This window comes from Sandarakinorhabdus oryzae, assembly GCF_009733735.1.
GTDB classification, from domain to species: Bacteria; Pseudomonadota; Alphaproteobacteria; order Sphingomonadales; family Sphingomonadaceae; genus Sandarakinorhabdus; species Sandarakinorhabdus oryzae.
Window position 1 is genome coordinate 1 of record NZ_WNJP01000205.1, and the last position, 4,333, is coordinate 4,333.

A 4,333-nucleotide genomic window follows, 5' to 3' on the forward strand; every position below is an offset into this window, starting at 1 on the left:
GCTGCCGATGCTGGCGCCGGGCACGAAGCCGCTGGTGCCCAGTGAACCCCCCGTGGGCTGGGTCGGCAGGGGCGCGCTGGCGGCCGGTTGCTGGCCCTGGGTCGGCGCCGCGGCGTTGCCGAAGCTGCTCTGCGTGCTCATCGTCTGCGGGGCAGCCTGGCTGGCCGGGCTGACCGGTTGGCCAACCAACTGCTGCAAAACGGGAACCAGCTTCTCGGCGTCGGCGTGGTTCAGAAAGAAGACCCGCACGTCGCTGCCGGCGGCAGCGGCCTGATCGAGATCGGCGACCGTGCGCGCCAGCTTGGCCAGGGTTGCCGGATCGCCGCGCAGCACCAGGCTGTTGCTGGCATCGACAGGGGCGACCTGCCAACCGCGGCCCTCGGCGCTGCCCTGCGCCACCTGCGCCAGGCTGGTGGCGATCTCGCGGGCGCCAGCATGCTTGAGCGCGATGACGCGCACCGCAGCGCGGTCCTGGTCGATCTGGCGGGCGAGCGCCCGCACGCGGGCGACATTGTCGGCATAATCGGCCACGATCACGGCATTGCCGGCTCGATTGGCCGTCACCTGGCCTTCGCGGGACACTAGCGGGCGCAATGTTTCGATGGCCGAGGCGGCATCGATGAAGCTCAGATTGAGCACGGTGGTTTCAAACCGGTCCCGCCCCTGGCCGCCGGATGGCTGGGTGGCGGCCCCATCGGCCGGCGCGACGCGGAAGGCGCCGCCGGCGGCCGGGGTGACGACCAGGCCATTGGCGCGCAGGGTCGACAGGAACAGCTCGAAATAGCCAGCCTGATCGAGCGGTCGTTCCGAGACCACCGACACTTTCCCTTGCACGCGCGGATCGATGATGAAGGTGCGCCCCGTCGCGCGCGACACGTCCTGGATGAAGGCGCGCACATCGGCATCACGCAGGTTGACGGTCTGCTGCGCGAGCAGGGGCGAAGTGGCCAGCAAGAGCGCCAAAAGGGCAGGGGCGAAGGTGCGCGTCATTTCGGGTCCCGCCACGGCGGCTGGGCCTCGGCCGGGCCGCCGGATTGATCGATGTAAAGCTGTTCCCGCGCGCCACCGCGATCAAGTGTGACCGATTCGAATTCGACAGCCGCCAGCCGGACGCCGGGCATGATCTCCTCGCCCACGCCCACGCTCTTCTGCAGTCCGTCGGCGGTGGCGATGATGGCCGAGCCACGGCCGGAGGCGGCATCGACGCGGGTGCCAAGCAGCACCAGATCAAGCCCAGACACCGTGTCGGCCGTGGCCGGACCGGCCGGGGAAAAGGGATCGATCGCCACCAGCACCGGGCCGCTGGCCTGCCGGAACACCGGCTGGCCGAGGGGGCCGGCGGGCGTAAGTGCCAGCCAGATCAGGCGCGCCGTCACCAGCCCGGCCAGCACCCAGCCAGCCCATTCGGCGGCCCCGATCAGGCGGGCCGGCCATGGCATATTGTCCTCTGTCCGGATCAGCGGCTGCACCCCTCAAAAACGCGTTGGTCCGCAGGCGTCACAGCCTAATCGGATTCGCTGCGAGAGCCAGCCCCTATCGGGTGCGTGTGACGGTTGGGTTACAGGCGGATGACACGCCGAGGTGTTACTTCGATGCCGCGAGCAGGCCATGGCGGCGCAACACCGCCTGCAACTGGTCGTGCGGCAGGGCGGAGACCGTCCACCAGTCGGCACCGGTCATCGTCTTGGCGGCGATCATGGCGTTGACCACGGCCTCCTCCACGCCTTCGATGGTGGCGGTGAACAGCGGGTTGATGGCGGCATTGGGCAGCCGGGCAATGCTGGCCGGCTTGTCGGCGGCCTCGTGCCAGTTGCCATTGTCGGCGCCGGCGTTGGCGGTGGAAAAGGCGATGAAGATATCGCCGGAGCCATCCGACAGGATGGAGCCCAGGCGCCCCAGCCCGGCGGTGCCGCGCCGCGCCAGCCGCTTCAACTGCTCGGCGGTCAGCGGCGCATCGGTGGCGATGACGATGATGATCGAACCGCGATGCTCCTCATTGATGTCGTCGGCCAACGCCAGCTTCTTCGGGTCGCACACATCGGCAACGCGACCTCGGCGCTGCTGCGGTTTGGGCAGCAATTTCGTCACGCAGGGCCCTTGCAGGTCCATCTCACGCGCCACGGGCACGCCAGCGATGCGCAACAGATTGGCCGAGCCATAATTGCACTGCACCAGCACACCCACGGTGTAGCCGCCTTCGGCCACTGTCAGCCGGCGCGAGGCGGTGCCGGTGCCGCCCTTGAAGCCGTTGCAGATCATGCCGGTGCCGCCGCCGACATTGCCTTCCGCCACCGGGCCGGGCTTGGCGGCGTCCATCGCCTCCAGCGTGTCCTGCTGGGTCACATGCTGGCCGGCCATGTCGTGCAGCGTGGCGTCGGCGGTTTCGGCGACCAGCGGATACCAGAAGGCGCCGGGGCGGTGATCGGCCAGCCACTTGAAGGCGGCATCGCGCACCACGCCGACGCTGCCGGTACCGGTGATCAGGATCGGCGTTTCCAGCACGCCGCCTTCCTCCACCCAGTGCGTGCCGGTCATGTCGCCATTGCCGTTGCCGGCGAAGAAGCCGGCAAACACGCCCTGGTTGTTGGCCTTGCCGCGCGGGAAAATGGCGGTGACACCGGTGCGCACCGGGCCTTTGCCGCGCACCCGCTCGCCGTCGCCCGCTATCAGCGTCTTGAAGCCGACTTCGACGCCGGCGACATCGGTGATGGCGTTCAGCGGCCCCGGCGTGCCGTCGAACGGTACTCCCAAATCGCGGGCGCGTGGGCCGGCGGCGGCCGTGCTGCTGGCCAGGATCAGCGCCGCAACGATCAGATGTTTCATGCTGTTTCCCCCGTTGCCGGCAACCTATCCCGGCTGGCGGGCGGGCGCAAATTTGACTTTGGCGCGCAAAGCGTTCAAAGGGCGCCCACAAACCGATGGGCGCGTGATCGGAGCAACCTGCTCCTGGGCCCCACCCCCCGAACTTGCTTCCCTTATCACGCGGGTTGCCAGGCAACCCCCCTCCCGGTTGGCATGGTGCCTTCCGGGCGACTGATATTGTTGGAACAAGACCACATGAATTTCTCTGATCTCGCGCTTGCCGAGCCGATTGCCCGCGCCATTGCCGACAAGGGCTATGACACCCCCTCGCCCATCCAGATGGCGGCGATCCCGCCGGCGCTGGCCGGCAACGATGTGCTGGGCCTGGCCCAGACCGGCACCGGCAAGACGGCGGCCTTTGCGCTGCCCATCCTCAACCGCCTCGCCGCCAATCCCAAGCACCGCCTGAAACTGTCCACCCGCGTGCTGGTGCTGGCGCCCACCCGCGAACTGGCCGCGCAGATTGCCGCCAGCTTCACCGCCTATGGCCGCTATTTGAAGGTCTCGGTCGCCTGCGTGTTTGGCGGCGTGCCGATCGGCCGCCAGGAACGCGCGCTGTTTCCGGGTGTGGACGTGCTGGTGGCGACGCCGGGCCGTCTGCTCGATCTGGTCATGAAGGGCGCCTGCGACCTTGGCCATGTCGAGATGCTGGTGCTCGATGAATGCGACCAGATGCTCGATCTCGGCTTCGTGCATGATCTGAAGCGCATCACCGGCCTGTTGCCCAAGCAGCGCCAGTCGATGCTGTTTTCGGCCACCCTGCCGCCGGCCATCGAGGATCTCGCCCAGCGTTACCTCAAGAACCCCGTGAAAGTGGCCGTGAAGCCGGCCGCCACCACCGCCGAGCGCGTGGTGCAGACGGTGATCCATGTCTCCCAGCCCGAAAAGCTGGCGCTGCTGGCGCATCTGCTGGTGGCCGAAGACGTGGCGAGCACCATCGTTTTCACCCGCACCAAGCATGGCGCCGATCGTGTTGTGCGCCAGCTGGCCGCCCACAAGATCGCGGCCGAAGCCATCCACGGCAATCGCAGCCAGGCCCAGCGCACTCGTGCGTTGACGGCCTTCCGCACCGGCGAGATCAAGGTGTTGGTGGCAACCGATATCGCCGCGCGCGGCCTCGACATCCCGGCGGTGAGCCACATCTTCAACTATGAGCTGCCGAACGTGCCGGAGCAGTATGTGCACCGCATCGGCCGCACCGCGCGCGCTGGCCGCGAAGGCCGGGCGATTGCGCTGTGCGCGCCGGATGAACGCCCGTTCCTGAAGGATATCGAGCGGCTGATCCGCATGCCGCTCGACCAGCAGCCACTTCCGGCGAACTTCCGCGACCTCGTTGGGCTGACGGCGAAGCTGATCAAGTCCAGCCCGGCGGCCGCCGAGCCGCCGCGCGAGGAGCGTGATTTCAACCGTGGCCGCGGTGGCCGCCCGGGCCGCGATCCGCGCGCCGTGGTGCATGCCGATGGCCGCGGGC

General features: G+C 68.5%; 4 protein-coding genes. 1 reads left to right on the forward strand and 3 read right to left on the reverse strand.

What is annotated here, in order from left to right:
- From GJ693_RS14155 to GJ693_RS14165, 3 genes are all read right to left on the reverse strand, one after another.
- A partial coding sequence (locus GJ693_RS14155; protein WP_328598842.1) for a secretin N-terminal domain-containing protein occupies positions 1 to 990 on the reverse strand: 990 nt, incomplete at its 3' end.
- Entirely contained in the window at positions 987 to 1,439 is a 453-nt protein-coding gene (locus tag GJ693_RS14160) for a type II secretion system protein N (RefSeq protein ID WP_156256921.1), read from the reverse strand. The genes GJ693_RS14160 and GJ693_RS14155, both read right to left, overlap by 4 nt.
- A 145-nt stretch (positions 1,440 to 1,584) precedes the next feature.
- Entirely contained in the window at positions 1,585 to 2,823 is a 1,239-nt protein-coding gene (locus GJ693_RS14165) for a DmpA family aminopeptidase (protein ID WP_156256922.1), read from the reverse strand.
- A 234-nt stretch (positions 2,824 to 3,057) separates the two neighbouring features.
- Between GJ693_RS14165 and GJ693_RS14170 the strand changes: the two genes are divergently transcribed.
- On the forward strand, positions 3,058 to 4,333 hold a 1,276-nt coding region (locus GJ693_RS14170), incomplete at its 3' end, for a DEAD/DEAH box helicase (protein WP_156256923.1).

Coding starts and splice junctions, on each gene's coding strand:
- GJ693_RS14160 (WP_156256921.1), bottom strand. CDS start 1,439: ATGCCATGGCCGGCCCGCCTGATCGGGGCCGCCGAATGGGCTGGCTGG.
- GJ693_RS14165 (WP_156256922.1), bottom strand. CDS start 2,823: ATGAAACATCTGATCGTTGCGGCGCTGATCCTGGCCAGCAGCACGGCC.